Source organism: Cobetia sp. SIMBA_158 (assembly GCF_046566945.1).
Lineage (GTDB): Bacteria > Pseudomonadota > Gammaproteobacteria > Pseudomonadales > Halomonadaceae > Cobetia > Cobetia amphilecti.
The window spans coordinates 439,218-457,729 of record NZ_JAWJYL010000002.1 but is presented as its reverse complement, the minus strand read 5'-3'; the positions used below and the strand labels follow the sequence as shown (position 1 = coordinate 457,729).

The 18,512-nt window shown below is 59.2% G+C and carries 15 protein-coding genes and 1 pseudogene; 8 read left to right on the top strand and 8 right to left on the bottom strand.

From position 1 onward, the window contains the following. The first annotated feature begins 3 nt into the window (after positions 1-3). Together R2R70_RS05910 and R2R70_RS05905 are read left to right on the top strand one after the other, a co-directional pair. Positions 4-846 carry a nitrilase-related carbon-nitrogen hydrolase gene (locus R2R70_RS05910; RefSeq protein ID WP_410977550.1) on the top strand — a complete coding sequence of 281 codons (843 nt, stop codon included), beginning with the start codon at positions 4-6 and terminating at the stop codon, positions 844-846. A gap of 203 nt (positions 847-1,049) precedes the next feature. Beyond that, positions 1,050-1,229, top strand: coding sequence for a hypothetical protein (locus R2R70_RS05905; protein ID WP_410977549.1), 180 nt, complete (start codon positions 1,050-1,052; stop codon positions 1,227-1,229). Positions 1,230-1,388: 159 nt separating this feature from the next. Here R2R70_RS05905 and R2R70_RS05900 read toward each other — a convergent pair whose 3' ends face one another. Then, positions 1,389-2,318, bottom strand: a complete 930-nt coding sequence (locus R2R70_RS05900; RefSeq protein ID WP_410977548.1) for a hydroxymethylglutaryl-CoA lyase — start codon at positions 2,316-2,318, stop codon at positions 1,389-1,391. After that, positions 2,315-3,544 (bottom strand): CaiB/BaiF CoA transferase family protein, encoded by a 1,230-nt coding sequence (locus R2R70_RS05895; protein ID WP_410977576.1) that lies wholly within the window; start codon positions 3,542-3,544, stop codon positions 2,315-2,317. Before R2R70_RS05895 ends, R2R70_RS05900 begins: the two co-directional genes overlap by 4 nt. A gap of 166 nt (positions 3,545-3,710) precedes the next feature. Between R2R70_RS05895 and R2R70_RS05890 the strand changes: the two genes are divergently transcribed. The 3 genes from R2R70_RS05890 to R2R70_RS05880 all read left to right on the top strand — a co-directional run bounded on the left by R2R70_RS05890 (position 3,711) and on the right by R2R70_RS05880 (position 6,556). After that, the gene (locus tag R2R70_RS05890) at positions 3,711-4,631 is read left to right on the top strand and encodes a LysR family transcriptional regulator (RefSeq protein WP_410977547.1); all 921 of its coding nucleotides are present in this window, start codon (positions 3,711-3,713) and stop codon (positions 4,629-4,631) included. Between the two features lie 161 nt (positions 4,632-4,792). Next, the gene (locus R2R70_RS05885; RefSeq protein WP_404982945.1) at positions 4,793-5,053 is read left to right on the top strand and encodes a hypothetical protein; all 261 of its coding nucleotides are present in this window, start codon (positions 4,793-4,795) and stop codon (positions 5,051-5,053) included. A 3-nt stretch (positions 5,054-5,056) separates the two neighbouring features. Next, positions 5,057-6,556 (top strand): sodium:solute symporter, encoded by a 1,500-nt coding sequence (locus R2R70_RS05880; protein ID WP_404982944.1) that lies wholly within the window; start codon positions 5,057-5,059, stop codon positions 6,554-6,556. Positions 6,557-6,831: 275 nt separating this feature from the next. Here the strand turns inward: R2R70_RS05880 and R2R70_RS05875 are convergent. After that, positions 6,832-7,884: pseudogene (locus tag R2R70_RS05875) on the bottom strand (IS3 family transposase); the annotation flags it as partial. An 88-nt stretch (positions 7,885-7,972) separates the two neighbouring features. On the opposite strand from R2R70_RS05875, the gene R2R70_RS05870 reads away from it, so the two are divergent. Continuing rightward, on the top strand, positions 7,973-8,305 hold the full coding sequence (locus R2R70_RS05870) for a nitrilase-related carbon-nitrogen hydrolase (RefSeq protein ID WP_404982943.1): 333 nt from the start codon (positions 7,973-7,975) through the stop codon (positions 8,303-8,305). A gap of 107 nt (positions 8,306-8,412) precedes the next feature. On the opposite strand, the gene R2R70_RS05865 is transcribed toward R2R70_RS05870, so the two are convergent. The 3 genes from R2R70_RS05865 to R2R70_RS05855 form a co-directional block, all read right to left on the bottom strand. Continuing rightward, positions 8,413-9,900: a CoA-acylating methylmalonate-semialdehyde dehydrogenase gene (locus tag R2R70_RS05865; protein WP_410977546.1), complete on the bottom strand. Its 1,488-nt coding sequence runs from the start codon at positions 9,898-9,900 to the stop codon at positions 8,413-8,415. Positions 9,901-9,996: 96 nt separating this feature from the next. Then, complete coding sequence (locus R2R70_RS05860) at positions 9,997-11,280, bottom strand: M24 family metallopeptidase (protein WP_410977545.1); 1,284 nt, start codon at positions 11,278-11,280, stop codon at positions 9,997-9,999. 116 nt (positions 11,281-11,396) lie between these two features. Continuing rightward, the gene (locus tag R2R70_RS05855) at positions 11,397-12,278 is read right to left on the bottom strand and encodes a hypothetical protein (RefSeq protein ID WP_410977544.1); all 882 of its coding nucleotides are present in this window, start codon (positions 12,276-12,278) and stop codon (positions 11,397-11,399) included. Positions 12,279-12,390: 112 nt separating this feature from the next. On the opposite strand from R2R70_RS05855, the gene R2R70_RS05850 reads away from it, so the two are divergent. Then, positions 12,391-13,353, top strand: coding sequence for a LysR family transcriptional regulator (locus tag R2R70_RS05850; protein WP_410977543.1), 963 nt, complete (start codon positions 12,391-12,393; stop codon positions 13,351-13,353). A gap of 233 nt (positions 13,354-13,586) precedes the next feature. On the opposite strand, the gene betT is transcribed toward R2R70_RS05850, so the two are convergent. Both betT and betC read right to left on the bottom strand, forming a co-directional pair. Next, on the bottom strand, positions 13,587-15,713 hold the full coding sequence (gene betT, locus R2R70_RS05845) for a choline BCCT transporter BetT (protein WP_410977542.1): 2,127 nt from the start codon (positions 15,711-15,713) through the stop codon (positions 13,587-13,589). A gap of 60 nt (positions 15,714-15,773) precedes the next feature. Then, positions 15,774-17,297 (bottom strand): choline-sulfatase, encoded by a 1,524-nt coding sequence (gene betC, locus R2R70_RS05840; protein WP_410977541.1) that lies wholly within the window; start codon positions 17,295-17,297, stop codon positions 15,774-15,776. 130 nt (positions 17,298-17,427) lie between these two features. Between betC and R2R70_RS05835 the strand changes: the two genes are divergently transcribed. Beyond that, entirely contained in the window at positions 17,428-18,342 is a 915-nt protein-coding gene (locus R2R70_RS05835; RefSeq protein ID WP_410977540.1) for a LysR substrate-binding domain-containing protein, read from the top strand. The last annotated feature ends 170 nt before the right edge of the window (positions 18,343-18,512 follow it).

The window sequence follows — 18,512 nt, the reverse complement described above, 5'->3', positions numbered from 1 at the left end:
CCCATGCACCATCAAGATCACCTGCGCTTTGGCGCGGCCCAGATCAACGCCACCCTCGGCGATATTGAGGCCAACCTGGAACGTCATCTCGACATCATCCATCAGGCGCGGGATGTCGATCTGGACCTGCTGGTCTTCCCGGAGCTGTCGCTGACGGGCTATGGCATGGGCAGCCGGGTCATCGATCTGGCCTTTCCGCCGCATGACCCGCGCTTGCTGATGCTCGCGCGTGCCGCGGGCGACATGCAGCTGGTGGTGGGCTTTGTCGAGGAGGCCAGTCCGGGGGAGTACTACAACGCCCTGGCGATTCTGCAGCACGGCGCGCTGCAGGCCGTGCATCGCAAGCTGAACCTGCCGACCTACGGCGGGCTGGAGGAGGGCAAGTTGTTCACCCACGGCAGCGACCTGACCCAGAACGATGTGCGTGAAGGCTGGTCGGCCACCTCACTGATCTGCGCGGACCTGTGGAATCCGGGCCTGGTGCACGCCGCCATGCTCGCGCGTCCCACCGTGCTGTGTGCGCCGATCAATTCGGCCTCGGGCATCGTCAGCGATGATTTCTCCAACGAGCAGAACTGGGCGATCAACCTTCAGTTCTACGCCATGACCTACGGCACGCCGGTCATCATGGCCAATCGCTTCGGGCCGGAAGGCGGCAGTCATTTCTGGGGCGGGTCGCGAATTCTTGGCCCGCGCGGGGAAACGCTGGCCCAGGCGGAAGACCGCGAGATGCTGATACATGCCGAGCTGTCGCGGACCGCGATCGCCAAGGCCCGTTTCGAGCTGCCGACGCACCGTGACGCCGACACGCCGCTGGTCCGTGATCTGATGTTGGGCTATCGCTGAGCGACTGGTGTTGAGCAACAGGCGCTGAGCGGCAGGTGTTGATCAACAGGAGCTGAGCAAGCCCAGCAGCAAGATATAAGCCTGTCGAACAACAAGACGCCCGCGCCAGAATTCTGGCGCGGGCGTCTTGTTTGCGGTCTTGTTTACGTTTTCGGCAATGCGGCTCAGGACGGGAAGCTGAACGGCTTCTTGGGAGCCCTAAAATGGAATGGATACCGGAAATTAGTTATCCCGGTATTGCTGCGGCTAAGCTACCTGTCACTGCTTACATGATTGGCTATTACAGTCGACTCAGGCCGCACCAGCATAACAATCTATCGCCGCCGAATGCGGCGGGAAAGAATTACTGGAATGTTCAAAGCTCTGTAGCCAAAGATACTTGAACACTACAATCACCAGTCATGAGAGTTAAGTGGATAACGGCGTGATTGTTGCTGTCTCGGATAATATCTCGAGGCGGTAAAATATCGTTAGGCTGCCATGATTGATTTTTCCATAATTAGCCTCACCCGAGCAAGCCATAGCTCGCTCGGGCCAGAAGCTCAGACGGCACTTTTTGGTGTTGGGTAGCGACGATTAGCGCGACCTGCCTTGACGACCTGGCCGGGCATCTCGTGGCCTAGCAAAGTTGGTAGCGTTTGGGCGACTTTTATCAAGGCTTCTAGATCGACTCCGGTATCTACCCCCATCTCCTCGAACATGTGAACTAGGTCCTCGGTACAGACGTTGCCGCTGGCGCCCGGCGCGAAAGGGCAGCCTCCCAGGCCGCCTAGCGCGGCATCGAAATGAACTACACCCACTTGCCACCCGGCCAATGCATTGGCCAGCCCCATACCTCGAGTGTTGTGTAGATGTAACGTCAAGCGGAGTTCCGAGTGGTGTGTCAGCACATGTTTGCACAGGTTGCTCACCTGGCTCGGATTAGCCATGCCGGTAGTGTCGCATAAGCTGATGCCGTCGACGCCCAGTCCACCGAGCCGCTCGACGATGCCCAGTATCTTGGCCTCGGCCACTGGTCCTTCGAAGGGACAGCCGAACGCAGTGGAGATAGAGGCGTTGAAGATCGTCGCGGGGGCGCGTGCTCGAACGTGAGCTATCACTCCCTCCAAGCGTTCCAGTGACTGCCAAGGCGTCATGCGCAGGTTAGCCAGGCCGTGGCTGTCACTGGCTGATAGCACTAGGTTGTATTCGTCGGCACCGCTTTCCAGAGCGCGTTCGGCACCGCGCTGGTTCGGTACCAATGCTACGTAGCGTACCCCTTTGTGACGGTGAATCCCGGCCAACACGTCGGATGCGTCCGCAAGGCTGGGAATAGCTTTCGATGATGTGAAAGAGGTTGTCTCAATGGCGGCCACGCCCGTGGCCGATATCGCATCGATAAGTGCTACTTTTTCCGTAGTCGGTACGAAAACGGGTTCGATCTGCAGGCCGTCGCGGGGAGCTACCTCATTGATGTAAATGCGCTCGTTCATGACTTCTCCCCCATACTGCTTTCATACAGCACACCACGCTCAAACAGCGCGCGCTGGGTGTCGCTATCGATACCCAGTTCGTCGAGTATCGTTCGCGTGTGCTGTCCCAACTGCGGGCCGCCGCCACCGACGCGGCCGGGCGTGCGACTCAGTCGTGGCAACACCCCCGGCACCTTCAAACGTCTACCACTCTCGGTGGTGATGGTTTCGATCATCTCCCGTGCCTGATAGTGAGGATCCTCGACAATATCCCGGGCGGTATAGGGGTAGCCGGAGGGAACGCTGGCCGCTTCCAGCACTTCCAGTACGTGGTCGCGTTCGTGCTGGGCGGTCCATTCGCCAATAGCGGTATCAATGCGTTCGGCGTCTCTCGAACGGCCATCGTTATGCGCCAGTGCGGCTTCTTCAGCAAGGTCGTCTCGCCCTATCGCCTGCATCAGTCGCTTGTAGATGCTGTCGCCGTTACCAGCAATCAACACGTGTTCACCGTCACGGCAGAGGTAGGAGTTCGATGGTGTGATCCCGGGCAGAGCACTGCCACTGGGCTCTCGTATGATGCCCGCGCCGTCATATTCGGGAACCAGGCTCTCCATCATGGCGAATACTGACTCGTAGAGTGCAACATCGATGTACTGCCCGCAGTCGCTGTGGTTACGCTCCTGCAGTGCTAACAGGGCGCCGATGACGCCGTACAGCGCCGAAAGCGAATCGCCCAAGCTGACGCCGACCCGCACCGAGGGTTCGTCAGGGTGCCCAGTGAGGTAACGCAGCCCCCCCATCGCCTCACCTATGACGCCGAAGCCGGGGCGGTCCCGGTAGGGCCCGGTCTGACCGTAGCCCGAGATTCGAACCATGATTAGTGCCGGATTCAGTTCGCTGAGCGCCTCCCAGCCCAACCCCCATTTTTCCAGCGTGCCGGGGCGGAAGTTTTCCACCACGATATCTGCCTCGGTGGCTAGCTGACGCACGATCTCCTGACCATCTTCGCTTTTCAGGTCTAGTGATAGCGAGCGCTTATTACGCGTTTGAACGTGCCACCACAGTGAGGTTCCCTCTTCGAGGACACGCCAGCGCCGCAATGGATCCCCGCTAAAGGGTGGCTCTATCTTGATGACATCAGCGCCAAACTCGCCTAGAAGTTTGGTTGCAAAAGGGCCAGCAATTAGCTGGCCAAGCTCCAGTACCTTCAGGCCGGAAAGTGCCGGATGATGGTCGGTATTAGTCATTGCAGTTCTCCCGAGGGTGTACTGTCTTTGAGCATGACCCAGGGTCGTGCGATGCAACAATTGGAGTTTGACCAAGGAAGATTTCGCAAACGACGAAGACGCATGCAAAATAGCGATCCCATCTTCATTGCCTAGATAGCAACGCTGACCATTACTGGAGAGCACCATGAAACGTCTCGACTTCGTTACCTTGCGGTTGTTCGTGGCAATCGCCGACGAGCGCAGCTTGACGCGCGCAGCAGAGCGCGAACACCTGGCACTGGCAGCTGTCAGCAAGCGCATTAGCGACCTAGAATATCAGCTCGGTATCTCTCTGCTCTATCGCCGGTCGCGAGGTATCGAGTTGACCGCCGCCGGGCATGCCTTTCTTCATCACGCTCGCCAAATGCTGGATGGTCTCCTTAGGCTGAACGCTGATATGAGTGAGTACAGCATAGGTATTAAGGGACACATTCGCCTGCACGCTAATACCTCCTCGATTATCGAGTTTCTTCCCGACGACCTGAGCGTATTCATGGAGCGCTTCCCTCAGATTCGTATCGACCTACGAGAGCGCGTTAGCCAAGAAATCGTTGGCGCGGTGCGCGACGGTCTCACCGATATTGGTCTCTATGCCGGCCATGTGCCTGCAGAGGGGCTCGATACGCGGCTATGGCGACGTGATCGTTTGGTACTGGTCACGCCCGCCGATCATCCGCTGGCCGTTCGAGGCAATGTAGCTTTGGCCGAGACACTTGATAACGACTTTATTGGTCTAGAGCAGGATACCTCTCTGCAGAGCCTTCTGCAGTGCGGCTCGCAGGGGCTCGACCGACCGTTGAGAATGCGCATTCAAGTGCGCAGCTTCGAAGGGATTTGTCGCATGATCGACCGTGGTATGGGCGTCGGAATTCTGCCTGAGCGAGCTGTGGAAGCGGTGCGCCACGGGCTGGCCTTGTCTATCGTGCCATTGATCGATGACTGGGCGGTACGCGAGCTGCATCTTGCGGTGCGCAATGTCGAAGACCTACCGGTAATCGCTCGCCAGTTGGTTGAACACCTAATGCTTTGCGCCAATGCGAGAAGGGAAGCATCTGATGATGATTAGACCATCGTATCGAATTTACGACCATGGTTCTAACTCTTCGTGATCGACGAAGTCTTGCTAGCTCAAACATTGATATCCAGCCTGCCGAGCTACTGGATAGAGTCTCTCCTGACTGTGCAGCAGTAAATCTGGGATAGTGCTCCCCTATAGAGGAGGATGACATGAACAAAATAACCGAGCCGGTGCATAATCGCCGTGTCTGGATCGGCTTTGCGTTGCTATTTATGCTTATAAATCCATGGTATTTCCCTAATGGTATGACCACGCCATTAGTCCTGGGTGTCCCACTTTGGGCTCTTATTGTGTTGGCGGCTTCACTATTAATGTCGATCTTTATCACTTGGGTAGTGATGACTCAGTGGCATACCGACAGTGATGAGCTCTACGGCGGCGCTCATGAGCGCCAACAAGAGGAGGAATAAATCATGGAAGTCGAACTGGCATTCAGTGGTTGGTCGGGGGTACTGGTCCTAGCGTTATATGGCGCACTAATGCTCGCTGTGGGACTCTATGCCTTCATACGTAATCGCGGCATGAGAGAAAGCTTGGACGAATACTATCTCGGTGGCCGTGGATTGGGTGTGATGGTGTTATTTTTCACCTTCTTTGCTACCCAATATAGTGGAAATACGGTTGTTGGCTATCCGCCCACCTCCTACCGGCTGGGGTATCAATATCTCGTTTCGGTTCCATTTTTTATCATGATCATTATGATCTACCTGTTTTTTGCGCCGCGCCTTTATGCTCTTGGTCGACGTTTCAATCTGCTCACGCCAGTGGATTGGATTGCACTTCGATTTCGCTCGCGCCGAGTCGCAATCTTGGCCGCCTTACTGATGCTCTACGGCTTGGCTAATTATCTGCTTGAGCAATTCGTGGCCATTGGTCAGGGCGTAGCGGGTCTCACCGGCGGCACTATTCCTTACCAGGTGGGAGTTGTCTTCTTCATTATCATCATGGTTGCCTACAGCTGGCTGGGCGGCATGCGCTCCGTCGCCTGGACCGATACTATCCAGGGACTGGCGCTACTATTTGGCGTCTTCACGCTGTTGTTTGGTTCGCTCTACTACTTCGGAGGCCTCGGTAGCGCCGCCGAGCAGATGCAGGCCACCTCTCCCGAAAAGCTCTCGCCGCCCGAGGGGCCTGCGCTCACGCGCTGGTTTAGTCTGCTCATACTGGTAGGCATCGGGGCAGCCATCTACCCCCATGCTGTGCAGCGTATATTCGCCGCTAAAAGCGAAGCGACCCTCAAGCGCTCTTTAATTCGCATGGCTTATATGCCGTTTTTTACTGCCGGTGTGGTGTTCATGATCGGTATCATCGGTATCGCCGCCTTCCCTGGGTTGACTACCGCTGAATCTGAGCAATTGGTGGGGTTCATGGCCAATGCGCTCGCCAACCAGAATTCCTTCTTTTACTGGGCCATGGTGCTACTTTTCGGCGGTGTAATCGCGGCGATAGTTTCGACCGCCGACTCGGTACTTTTGACCTTTTCTTCGATCGTCTCCAACGACCTCTATGGACGCTACATTCGACCCGATTCCAGCGAATACCAAAAGGTACTGGTAGGAAAGCTGGTGGGCCTGGTGGCCGTAGTTATTCTGGTCCTGATCGCCTGGTACCCACCCGCGACTCTCTATCAGATCTTTGTGATCAAGTTTGAACTGTTGATCCAGACCGCACCCGCGTTGATTCTGGGGCTCTACTGGGCGCGTCTCAACGAGCGTGCGGTGTTCATAGGCATGTTGGTAGGGGCGATACTGGCTGCCGGTTTTACTTTCATCGGGCTGCGTCCATTAGGTATCTACAGTGGCCTTTGGGGGCTGGCGCTCAACCTGACGATTTGTGTAATTGGCACCCTGTTGTCAGCGGCCTCGGAAGAGAAGCGCGAGCATGCACGTGAAGTCATTGGTTTTCGCTACTGACTCGCTTTCCGGCATTCATTCAATCGTGATACCAACACGCGGAAGACAACATGTCTCGTACTCTGACACGCATATTGATTGATGAGCGTCTCGTGGTGGGAACACCGGTACCATGTGAAGAGATCGCTTTGCGCATTGACTAGGCACTATATACAGGATGTGCTGGGTAGCGTGGTGATGCTCGAATTAGAGGCAATGGGGGTAGAGCGTGTGATCACTGCGCCCAGTGTCTAGTTAATCGATCATGATGTTGCCCAGTGACCATGAACACCAACCTAAGCGATCATTCGGGTCTCGAAGGCCGCTTGGCTGATCATCCCGATGGCACTGTGCCGCCGATGCCGGCCGTAGTCCAATTCAATATACTCGCATATCTGCCGCTGCATGGCTGCCTGGATATTGAATCGTTCGCCGTGGATCGACCCGGCCTTGAGGCTGTGGAAGAAGCTCTCGGCAAAGGCATTATCATAACTATTCCCCTTGTCGCTCATGCTGCATGGGATATCGTGTCGCGTCAGCGGCGACTGAATAGAGGGTCGAGCAGTACTGGCTGCCGAGATCTGAGTGGACAATCACATCTTTAGACTCATAGGCCCATCTTCAGGGCGTCACCGACCAAGCCGGCGGTCATCCGTTCACTCATCGCTGAGTCGGTGAGTAAAGATCGTTCAATAGCCAAGTAAAGCTAGCTTTCGCCGCTCGCCAAGTAGGTGTTGTCGCGGGCCTATTTCTGCTTTGGGGCCGTTGTTGTTAAGTTCTATTTCAGCAAATTGGACGCTACCGGCAGTGTGTGGCGTGAGTTCGTGGTGGCCTTGTGCTTCCGCGTCGCCTTGCCGCTGGAGACTGGCAGCGACGGCTTTGCGGTTTACCTGCAGTCCCTCGTCACACAGATCTAAGGCCAATTTGGGGGTGTCTGAGGGCCTCTACCCGTGGTGGTAGGCCTGGTCCCACTCGCTGATCAATAACGGTCTGCCGGCATCGCCCTCTACACGGTTTACCGCCACGCTGTCGCCAAGCGTAGTAGCCACTGCGAGCAACGATTAGAATGGCGCACATGCGCTGAATACTGAATGCCTGATGAAAGCGTACTTCACTTCAGGTTTTTGGCGAAGTACGCCGCGGATTTTTTGCGATTTTAAGCTCTTCTGACTTCTCGGTCAGTTAACGTTTAAGGCGAGTATTCTCGTCGGCTAGTGCCTGCTCTCGGGCCGAGGCACTTTGCTGCTGTTTAGCCTTGACGCGCCACTGTTAGAGTTGCTGGGCTGCAGACCCAACTTTCGGACGGCGGCACTGATAGCGATACGGTCGGTGAGTGCCAGGGACTCATCCTACTAGGCTTGAGAGTAACGGTACGGATCTTCTTGCCTTGCTATGGGTTACCTTGTTCAGTGTACTTCCTTGACGGAGTGTCGACTGTTGCTGGGCAAGATCAATTCGGCCTCGGGCATCGTCAGCGATGATTTCTCCAACGAGCAGAACTGGGCGATCAACCTTCAGTTCTACGCCATGACCTACGGCACGCCGGTCATCATGGCCAATCGCTTCGGGCCGGAAGGCGGCAGTCATTTCTGGGGCGGGTCGCGAATTCTTGGCCCGCGCGGGGAAACGCTGGCTCAGGCGGAAGACCGCGAGATGCTGATACATGCCGAGCTGTCGCGGACCGCGATCGCCAAGGCCCGATTCGAGCTGCCGACACACCGCGACGCCGATACGCCGCTGGTGCGTGACCTGATGCTGGGCTATCGCTGAGCGACAGGTGTTGAGCAATTAAGCCTGTCGAACAACAAGACGCCCGCGCCAGAATTCTGGCGCGGGCGTCTTGTTTGCGGTCTAGTTTACGTTTTCAGCAATTCGGCTCAGGACGGGAAGCTGAACTGGGCGGCTTCCTGAGCACTGCGCTCAGGCCAGCGCTGGGACACGCTCTTGCGCCGGGTATAGAAGCGCACGGCGTCGGGGCCATAGGCGTGCAGGTCACCGAACAGCGAGTCCTTCCAGCCGCCGAAGCTATGGAAGGCTACCGGTACCGGCAAGGGCACGTTGATGCCGACCATGCCGACCTCGATCTGGTCGGCGAAGCGGCGTCCGGCCTCGCCATCGCGGGTGAAGAGGCAGGTGCCGTTGCCGTACTGGTGATCATTGATCAGCGCGATGGCGTCTTCGAAGCTTGCCACGCGCACCACACAGAGTACCGGGCCGAAGATCTCGTCACGATAGATGCTCATGTCCGGCGTGACGCGATCGAACAGCGTGGCGCCCATGAAGAAGCCGGGCGAGCTCTCGACCAGCGGGTGAGTGCGGCCATCCACGATCAGCTGGGCGCCAGCGCTGGCGCCTGCCTCGATATAGCCGGCGACCTTGTCGCGCTGCGAGGCATTGATCAGGGCGCCCATGTCGTGACCGGGTTCGGTACCCGGGCCGATGCTCATGGCGCGGGCCTGAGGCGCGAGGCGTTCGATCAGGGCATCCGCGGTTTCATCCCCCACGCAGACGGCCACCGAGATGGCCATGCAGCGCTCGCCTGCGCTGCCGAAGGCGGCCCCGATCAAGGTGCTGGCGGCATTGTCGAGATCGGCGTCCGGCAATACCACGGCGTGATTCTTGGCGCCCCCCAGCGCCTGGATCCGCTTGCCCTGACGAGTGCCACCTTCGTAGAGGCTCCGCGCCACGGGCGTCGAGCCGACGAAGCTCATCGCCTTGACTTCCGGGGCCGCGATCAGCGCCTCGACGGCTTCACGATCACCATGCACCACGCTGAAGAGCCCTGCGGGCAGTCCGGCTTCTTGCAGCAGGTGGGCCATCTTGTTGGCTGCCGACGGACTCTGCTCCGACGGCTTGAGGATGAAGGCGTTGCCGCAGGCCAGCGCCATGGGGAACATCCAGAGCGGCACCATGGCCGGGAAGTTGAACGGCGTGACACCGGCCACGATGCCCAGCGGTTGATGGTTGGACCAGGTGTCGATGCTCGGCCCGGCATTGTGGGAATACTCGCCCTTGAGCAGCTCCGGCACGCCGCAGGCATATTCGACGTTCTCGATGCCGCGCTTGAGTTCGCCCATGGCGTCGTCGAGCACCTTGCCGTGCTCTTCACTGATCAGGGCGCAGATTTCCTGAGCATCCCGTTCCAGCAATGTCTTGAAGCGATACATGACCTGAGCGCGCTTGGCGGGCGGCATGGCGCGCCAGGCGGGCAGGGCACCCCTGGCGGTCTCTATCGCGCGTTGCACGATGGCGGCATCGGCCAGTGGCAGGCGGCGCACGGCTTGCGCGGTGGCCGGATTGAGCACATCCAGGGTGCGTTCGCCAGTCACGGCGTCACCGCCAATCAGGTGAGTCAGGGTATCCATCGGTCAGTTTTCAGCCTTGTGTTCAGTCGCAGAGAATGTGGCAGGGAAAGTCGCTGTCTTGAGCTGAGGTTGCTGTGAGCCTGGAATGACCAGTGCTCAGAATTGACGCCCCAGCAGTGCCTCATCGAAGGGATAGCGCGAGATCTTCTCGATGCCGGTCTCGGTGATCAGCACCTCTTCCTCCAGCTTGACGCCATCGGCCGCGCCGACTTCGCCGATATAGCTTTCCACCGAGACGACCATGCCGGGTTCCAGCACGCCATCCTTGGAGAAGCGATCAAAGTCCATGTGGTGCGCGACCAGTGGCGTCTCGCCATGCATGCCGACGCCGTGGATGATCGAGGGGTAACGGCGGTCGAGGAAACGCTCGGGAATCTTCCAGGCGCTCTCGGCGATCTCGCGATAGCTGATGCCGGGCTTGAGGATCGACATGTTGTGGTGCACCTGCTCGTGCGCCATCTGGTACAGACTCTGCTGATAGGCGGTCGGTCGGCCCGGTCCGACATGGAAGGTGCGTGAGAAGTCGGAGTAGTAGCCGTGGCAGCCGATGGTGTCGGTATCCAGCGCGACCAGCTCGCCGGGGCGTATCACGCGGTCGCTGGCCTCGTTGAACCACGGATTGGTGCGCGGCCCGGACGACAGCAGGCGCGTCTCGATGAACTCACCGCCCTGGCGGATGACATCGCCGTACATGATGGCGAACAGCTCATTCTCGGTGACGCCGGGCTTGATGGCGGCTTCCACGGCGGCAACTGCGGCCTCGCTTCCGGCCATCGACTGGGCCAGACAGGCAATTTCCTCAGGCGTCTTGAGGCGACGGCAGTGCAGGGTGTCCTGCATGCAGTCGAAGACTTCCAGCCCCTGCGCTTCCAGCGAGCGCGCCAGATTCAGGGTGCAGCGGTCCAGCCCGACCTTGCGATTGCCGCCACCATGTTCCTCGACCAGCTGGGCAATCTCGATGCCGAACGGGTCGCTCGAGAGGTTGTCGCGCTGGTTGACGGCGGACCACACCACCTTGGACGTGCGCGCCTCATCGATGGTTTCAAGCCAGGTCGAGACGTGGGCGCTGCCGGGGTATTCGAACAGGATCACCGGCCCCTCGAGGGGCACGTAGATGTAGCGGGTGGAGTTGCGCAGGAAGTAGCCGAACATGTTGCGCGAGCCGGTGGCATAGCGCTGGTTGTTGGGATCAAACAGCACCACGGCGGCGTAGCCCTTCTCCGCCATCATGGCGCGCAGGCGAGCCAGACGACCGCCGCGCAGCTGCACAGGGTCAAAGGCTGTGGGAATGCTGTCGCCATTGGCCATTGGCGCGGACGGCACGATCGGGAAGCTTGCGGGTTCACTGTCGGTCAGGCGTTCAAAGTCGACGATGCTCATGGTTGGTCTCGGCTCACGGTCTGGTGAAAAGGTCAGGAAAGGCGCTGGAAAAAAGGACTGGCACAGGCGCTGGTACAAGAACTGGTAGAGGACAGGGCGCGCCGGGCTCGGGCATGTCAGTCCGCCAGGTTGTCGCTGCGCTGCATGCCTTCCTTGAGCAGGCGCTCGTGGATAGGCGCCATGCGGCCGAAGATTCGCTGGGCGCGCTCAGGGCGACCGATGAAGCCGGGCTCCTTGGCGTACGCGAAGATCACGGTATGGCGTTCTCGCTCACCGCGAACCGGGGTGACGCGATGCAGGGAGTAGCGACCGAAGAAGATCTGCAGGTCGCCCGGCTTCAGATCGATGGCGGTCAGGCGCGAGCGGTCTCCGTCGAGCACCTTCTCGACGCCCTCGAAGTTCTCGCCCTCAGGGCTGCGGATTCCGGCGGCGTATTCGAAGCGGCCACCCGCATCGGACTTGCGGGTCATCATGGTGACGATGAATTCGTTGGTGTCGTAGTGCCAGGGATGCTGGCAGCCATCGCGCAGCACGTTGACGACCAGATCCGCGAGCGGGTCGGCATATTGGTGAATGTCGTCCATGCCGACGACGCTGGCGATGAAGTCCTGGAAATCGGGATGCGAGTAGACCTGGCGAATCAAGGTGTCCGAGCCGATGCGGTCACCCGCCACGAAACCGTTGGTGCGATCACCGAAGCGATTGCGCGGATGTGATGCGGGCAGTGAGTCATCACCGTCGCTGTTGTAGGGGTTGGTGACGGTCTGGTTGTAGTGCGCCAGCGGTGAAAGACGCTCCGTTTCCTGCTCCAGTCGGGCCAGCGCCTCCTGCGGCACGAAGCCCTCCAGCACGACGCAGCCATCCTGCGCGAGCTGTTCACGACATTGGCGCATCAGTTCGCGACCCCGCGCTTCTGTCAGCCGATGGATGGGATAGTGTTCAAGATCTATCAGCCCATCGAGAGAGGTATCACTGTCCTGCTGCTGGATTGCGTTCATGCCCGGCCTCCTGTTCCCTGATCGCTAAATAACGTAGGAATAGGTTAGAGGGCGTGTTTTGATAATAGAAATGAATGGTCAAGATCAAATGCATTGCGAGGGCTCATAGATCATGGATACCGACCTGCTTCGTGCCTTTGTCACGGTGGCCGAATGTGAAGGGTTCAGCGCCGCCGGCAAGGTGCTGCATCGCACCCAGTCTGCCGTCAGCCTGCAGATCAAGCGGCTGGAGGATCAGATGGGCGGGGCGCTGCTGTCCCGCACCAGCCGTCGGGTAGAACTCACGGCATCGGGAGGGCGATTGCTGCCCTATGCGCGGCACATTCTCAAGCTGCAGGATGAGGCACGGCAGGTGCTCGGGGTCGACCGTAAGAATGAGCTCATCCGGCTGGGCACGTCGGAAGAACAGGCCAGTACCTACCTGCCCGAATTGCTGTCACGCTTCGCCGCGGATCACCCCGAAGTGCGCCTGGAGGTGACCTGCAAGATCAGCGCCTCGCTGGTGCATGATTTTCAGGAAGGCTTGCTGGACGCCGTGCTGGTGGTGCGTCACGGGCCGACCCAGACCGGGCGGCTGTTGGGGCGCGAGCGCATGGTGTGGGTGGTCGCCGAGGACCAATCGCTTGCAGACTGGGAGGTACTGCCGCTCGCGCTCAATCCGGAAGGCTGCATCTTCCGCGCGCATGCCTTCGCCGCCTTGGGGCGGGATGACCGACAGTGGGATGTGCGTTACTCGAGCCAGTCGCCGACAGGCATCAATCTACCGGTGAAGGCCGGACTGGCACTGACCGTCAAGACCCCGCGCAGCGTGCCCTCCGGCTGTCGAATCGTCGGCGATGACGAAGGCTTGCCGCCGCTTGGCCATGTGGAAATCGAGCTTCATCGCTCGCCGGGCCATGTCAGCGATGCGCTGAGTGACTTCTGCGATCACCTGGAAGCCATCGTCACCGGCAAGGGCAAGCTTGAGGAAGTCGGGGCGCTGGAGGCGAGCGCTGAGGTTGGCACTGAGGTCAGCCCTGAGGTTGGCGCCGATTCAGATGTCGCGACAGCGCGTGAGGCAGCGACCGCTGGTTGAGCAGTCAGCTTGTGCCGATGACTCACTTTTCGAACATCTTGCCGGCGGGAAATACCGACTCTCGGGGAAGATTGATCTGTCGCAATGAGAGACGATGCGGTCATATGAACTACATGAAAACATGAGTCGTATACGCGAAAATGAAAACGATACGGGCACCCTGATCAGGGTGCCCGTATCGTTTTCATGCCAGTAGCATTGTCATTGAAAGACGCTTGATGGAGTCGCGAATATCAGGTGCGTCCTGCCAGTGGTGCCGAGGGAGATTGCGCACCCGATACCGGTTGCTGTGAGGCATCATCGACCGGCTCATTCATCATGTGTCCCCCCGGGATATTGGCCAGATTGAGGGTGGCATCGACCTGGCTGAGGAACAGCAGGTGGCGCTGATATTCATTCAGCACGTCATGGATCACCTGATTGCGTGTGAAGCCATTGAGGTCCTGACCGATGCCGCCTTCGGCGAGATGCACATCCAGGCGCAGGTAGTAGTCATCGTCCGCAGGCAGGAAGCTGGGAGTCCGCATGCGGCATGGGCGCACCTGATACAGGAAGCTGGGGGCACCGGGGAAATCGACCTGCAGCGTCGGGCAGCCACCCTCTATTTCTTCACTGTCGCGCTCCGTGACCGAGGCCTGATGGCCATGAGCCTGCAGCTCGCTGGCCAGCTGCTGCAATGCCGGGCGTACCGAATGCTTGAGCAGGCTGGCAGCACCATGTCGTGTCGAGCCATCCAATGTCCGTGATAGCCGCTCACGCCAGTCACTGTCTTCACCGCTGACGATGGACACCATCTGGCGCGCTTCGGCCTTGTCGCTTTCGATGCTCAGCGCGCGGTACATGCTGATCATCACCAGGAAAATGACCGCAGAGAATGGCAGAGCCGTGATCACGGCAACGCTTTGCAGTGTCTGCAGGCCACCGGCCATCAATAGCGCAATGGTGATCACGCCGATGACAACGGACCAGAAGATGCGCAGCCGGATGGGGGCATCGTGGTTCACGTCACGCAGCACATAGGTGAAATTGGAGAGTACCAGGGCACCGGAATCGGCAGAGGTCACGAAGAACACGATGCTCAGAAGTGTCAGAAGGCTGGCGGTAAAGCCCACGCCGGGCAGTTGTTCCAGGAAGGTATAGATGCTGGTCTGCGGCGTATTGAGTGCCTGCTCGCCCAGCTCCACGACACCGGACTGCACCAGCTCGATGGCCGAGTTACCGAAGACGCTCATCATGATCATGATGAAGGACAGCGGGATGAAAAGAGCACCGGCGACGAACTGGCGAATGGTGCGTCCTCGCGAGATACGCGCCAGGAACAGGCCGACGAACGGTGCCCAGGAAATCCAGAAGCCCCAGAAGAAGACGGTCCAGCTATTGAACCAGGGCTGCTTGTCGGGGGCATAGGCGTAGGTTTCAAAACTCAGGCCGAGATAGGCGCTGGCATAGTCGCCGACATTGGTCACCAGTGCATTGAGCAGGTGCAGCGTGGGGCCCTGGAGCATCACGAACAGTACCAGCCCTCCGACCAGCAGCAGGTTCAGTTCCGATAGCCTGCGGATGCCTTTCTCTACGCCGGAGATCACCGAAAGCGTGCCCAGTACGATCACCATGATGATGATCAGAAGTTGCGAGACCAGCCCTTCACCGACACCGAACAGATAGTTCAGACCGTAGTTCATCTGCATTACACCAATCCCGAGGGCGGTGGCGATGCCGAACACGGTGGCCAGAACGGCGGTGATGTCCACCGCGTTGCCGATGGGGCCATAGATGCGCTTGCCGAGCAGCGGGAAGAGTGTCGAGCGGATGGCCAGCGGCAGTCGATGGCGATAGCTGAAATAGGCCAGTGCCATGCCCATCACCACGAAGACGCCCCAGCCGGAAATGCCCCAGTGCATGAAGGTCTGCACGATGGCACGGCGCTGCATCTCTTCGCTGGTCCCGGGGCCGCCTGGCGGTGTCAGGAAGTGTGAGAGTGGTTCGGAGACCACGAAGAACAGAATGGCGCCACCGATACCTGCCGCGAACAGCATGGCCGACCAGGAAAGCGTCGAGAATTCTGGTCGTGAGTGGTCTGGCCCCAGTCGAATGCGGCCGAAGCGGGACAAGCCGATAGCGACCACGAACACGACATAGAGTGTGACGGCCAGCATGTAGTACCAGCCGAAGGTGTTGCCGATCCAGTCCAGGCAATGCTTGAAGAAGGCGGTGGCCTGTTCCGTGAAGCCCATTGAGTAGACCACGAGCAGCACGATGGCGATCAGAGAGTAGCGAAAGACCGCATGATTCAGGTGGCTACCCGAGTCTGTCTGGGGCGCATCATGCGCGACATGATGCGCTGCATCCTTTGGTGTCATGCTCAAGCTCCCGAAGAAAATGAACGAGGTGGGTGAGTTGCCAGCAGCGTGGCTTGGCCATCAGCAGGCAGGGGCTTCGGGGAAGCGTGAACGGCGCTCAAGGTCATCGAGATCAATGGTATTGCGCATGTACTGAGTGCTGGCATCGAATTGTGGGTCGTGATCCCAGGCGGTGGTCTTGCCCCTGGACAGGGCACGTGACACCAGACGCCGACGGCGCTGGCTGGCCAGGACCCCTTCATGGAGTTGCGGCATGTCCCAGCGCTCGGCGACCTCCGCGCGCAGCTCTGCCATGAGCTCGGCATGCAGGGGGGAGTCGGCGAGATTCTCCACTTCCAGCGGGTCACGAGACAGGTCGTAGAGCTGGTCAGGGTCGGCGGGAGAGTGGATGAACTTGTAGGAGTCGCGACGGATCATGATCAGCGGAGCCACCGCGCCTTCGCCCATGTACTCACCGATGACCTCGTCATGGCCTTCCTTGCCTTCAAGGTGTGGCACGAGGCTGCGGCCATCCAGCGGTGCGGCGTAGTCTGGTGGTGTGCCGTGGCCGGCCAGCTCGGCGAAGGTAGGCAGCAGATCCATGGTCGAGACACAGGCGCTGACCCGCGCGGGGCTGAAGTGGCTGGGGGCATGCACGATCATCGGCACACGGGCGGAATTCTCGAACCAGCTCATCTTGTACCAGAGGCCACGCTCTCCCAGCATGTCGCCGTGATCGCCCGAGAACACGATGATGGTGTTGTCATCCAGCCCCGTCTCTTCCAGCGTCGCCAGAATGGTGCCGATCTGATCGTCCACGTAGCTGATGGCGCCGTAGTAGGCATGCCGGGCATTGCGGATCTGCGCTTCGTTCACCGTACCTTCCTGCATCTGATAGACGTAACGCAGGCGTTCGGAATGCGGGTCACGTGGCGCGGACTGGTAGGTCAGCGTCGGCATGTCGATATCTTCATGCCGGTAGCGGTCCCAGTATTGCTGAGGGATGGCGTAAGGATCGTGCGGGTGCGTCAGCGAGACAGTCAGGCAGAAGGGCCGCTCATCGGCGCTGCGTGCCTGATCGTAAAGGTAGCGGCGGGCACGGAAGGCGACTTCATCATCGAAGTCCAGCTGGTTGGTGCGCACGGCAGGCCCAGCCTGAATGACCGATGACATGTTGTGATAGTAGGTCGGGCGCTTGTCGAAGTTCTCCCAGTCCACGAACCAGCCATAGTCGGCCGGATAGATATCGGTTGTCAGGCGTTGCTCGAACCCGTGCAGCTGGTCCGGGCCGCAGAAGTGCATCTTGCCGGAGAGAGCAGTCTTGTAGCCGGCATCACGCAGGTAATGAGCGAATGTCGGAATGTCGGCTGCCAGGTCGGCTGCATTGTCGAATCCGCCGATGCGGGAGGGCAGCTGGCCGGTCATCAGCGTGAAGCGTGACGGAGCACAGAGGGGGCTGTTGCAGTAGGCCGCATCGAAGACGACACCCTGGCTTGCCAGGCGCGAAAGATGCGGTGTCTTGACCAGCGGATGACCGTAGAAGGGCAGGCAGGAAGCAGTCATCTGGTCTGCCATGAGAAACAGGATATTGGGCTGTCGAGTCATCTTGAGGCCTCTGGCTTATTATTGGATGTGGGACATGTCGCATCGGGGGTTCAATGCACCGAGCGAGTCTCACTGGTGGCCAATGACCTGTAAACTGGCTGTTTTTTAATTCGAGGTATTAGCAGAGTTTATGGCAAACATCGGCCGGCATGTGTCACCCAATCTATTGCGTGTATTTGAGGTGGCGGCTCGTCATCTGGCGTTCACGCGTGCCGCTCAGGAATTGCGCTCCACCCAGTCCGCCGTGAGTCAGCAGATCAAGGCGCTTGAATCCTCGTTGGGCGTCGCGCTCTTTCGGCGGGTGCATCGCGGGGTGCGTCTGACAGAGGCCGGTGAGGAGCTGTTCAAGGGTGTGACGGAAGGCTTCGATGTCATCGAGCAGAGCATCAATCATATTCAGCACCCGCAGACCTGTGGCCCGCTCAATCTGCTGACGGACTTTGCCTTCGCCAGTGCCTGGTTGATGCCGCACCTTACGGAATTCCGGCGCCTGAATCCGAGCATTGATGTGCGTTTCATGACCAATCAGGGCGTGCTGGATCACTCAATGCAGGAGATGGATGTCGCCATCCTGTTTCGAGGGGCTGATGACCCCCAGCCCCGGCTGTTGCGCGAACGCGTCTTTCCTGTCTGCAGTCCGGCATTCCTGGAGCGGCACGGCCCGATCGAGAGCCTCGAGCAACTCAGCCATTTGCCCCTGCTCACCTTGACGGCCGAACAGGGCCAGGCCTGGATGGATTGGCCGACCTATCTCGCCGCGCAGGGCATTCATGGGGATGGCGGGCAACGCGAACTGACACTGAACAATTACCCATTGCTCTTGCAGGCCGCCGCCGCAGGGCAGGGGGTCGCACTTGGCTGGCAGGGTCTGTGTGAAGAAGCGCTGGCATCGGGCACCCTGATCGCGCTGGAGGAATTTGGGCTGAGTACCGATTGCGGGTATGTATTGATCGACGTAAATCCCGATGAGCACTCTGCGGCCAAACAGGCACTGATGGACTGGATCAAGGCGAGTTTTACAACGCCGGTAGCAGAGGTCTCATGAGAAGTGACGTGGCCCGTGTCGGTATTGATGATTCCTCCAAAGCAGCATGGCCCTCTCGGTAAGGCTACAAGCATTTTTGAAACCCGATCATTCGGCCTCGGCGACGGCGATAATGGATGTGTGGGTTACTATGCCCCAAGCCTTAAACTCTCCGCCACGCAGCGCGATAG